This window comes from Bradyrhizobium altum, from assembly GCF_020889705.1.
GTDB lineage: Bacteria > Pseudomonadota > Alphaproteobacteria > Rhizobiales > Xanthobacteraceae > Bradyrhizobium > Bradyrhizobium altum.
Genome location: NZ_JACMYP010000537.1, coordinates 1 through 1,388 on the forward strand (window position 1 = coordinate 1; position 1,388 = coordinate 1,388).

General features: G+C 67.4%; 1 pseudogene. It reads right to left on the reverse strand.

Annotated elements, in window-relative coordinates:
• Positions 1–1,388: pseudogene (locus tag H8B02_RS47195) on the reverse strand (hypothetical protein); the annotation flags it as partial.

A 1,388-nucleotide genomic window follows, 5' to 3' on the forward strand; every position in this document is an offset into this window, starting at 1 on the left:
CGCGGCGGCAGCGGCGGCGGCGCGGTCTCGACTGGCTGCGCGGCATGGAATTCGCGCGGCGCGGACATGAAGTGCTCCTGCGCCAGCGCAGGATTGGGCAATTCGGGCCGGTACGATTCAGGCCTGTACGATTCGGGCTTATATGATTCAGGCTTGTATGGTTCAGGCTGCGCGGTCGGCTGCGGCATCGCCGCGCGCGGCATCTCCATCCGCGGTGCTTCCATCCGCGATTCGGCATAAGCAGGGGCGGGCGGAGCCGGCGGCGCGGTGCGGACCGTGCGCAGATCGTTCTCGATCATCGCCAGCCGATCGACGACATGGCCGAGCGTGTTGTGAACGGTCTCCAGCGAATCCTGGGTGCGGCGATCGGTCTCCGACTGGCTGAAGCGGATGTCGGACAGTTCGCGCTTCACCAGGTCGACGATGCCGCTGTCCATCATCGGCTGCGGCGAGGAGCTGCTGACATTGTTGCGGGTGGCGTCGGCGAGCGAAGCGATGTGGGCGTGCTGGGCCTCGAGGTGCCGCATGATGTCATGCAGCCCTTCCTCGACCCGGCCGAGATTGCCGGAGCGCTGGTCGGCGGACTCCAGGCGTTCGAGCAGATAGGAGACACGCTGCTCGAGATGGGTGAACGCCGAAGAGCTGTCGTTGCCGACCTGCAGGCGGTCGATCCGCTCCGACAGCGAGCGCAGGGCGCCCTCGATGGCGTCGGTATTGTCGTAGCCAGCGACCGGCCGCTCGCGGGTCTCCAGCGTCGAGGCCAATGCGGCGATGCGCTGCTCGATCCCGGCGAAGGCATCGACGTGGGACTCGGCGCGCGACATCTGCGACAGCTGGTCGACCTTCGCGGCCAGCGCATGCACGTCCCCGGAGAGCTGCAGCAGCGCGTCGTTGGAGGCGACATTGGAGACGATGGCGCGCAGCGCGGCGATCGCGCTCTCGAGCTGATGCACCGTCGACGGATCGTCGTTGGCGCGCAAGATCATGTCGAGCTTGGCACCTAGATTGCGGATCGCCTCGTCGTAGCCGGTGAGCTGCTCGGCGGGCGTCAACGTGCGCAGCGCCTCGCGAATTTCCGCCAGCGCGCGTTCGATGCCGGTAATCACCTGGCCCTGGCCGTTGCTGCTGTCCTGGCGGATCTCGTCGATCCGATGATGCAGCGAGCGGATCTCGTTCTCGATCGACTCGATCGCGCGGCGCGGCATCGCCTCGGTGATCGCCTGGCGGATTTCGGCAAGCTCGCCGCGGAAGGCCGCGATGGATTGCTCGATATGATCGGGCCGCTGCAGCGCCTCGATCTGGCTCGTGATCTTGAGCAGGTGTCGCTCGAGCGAGGAGAAATCGGGCCCGGCCGGCGCAGCCGGCGGCGGCGCATAGGCGGCCATCGG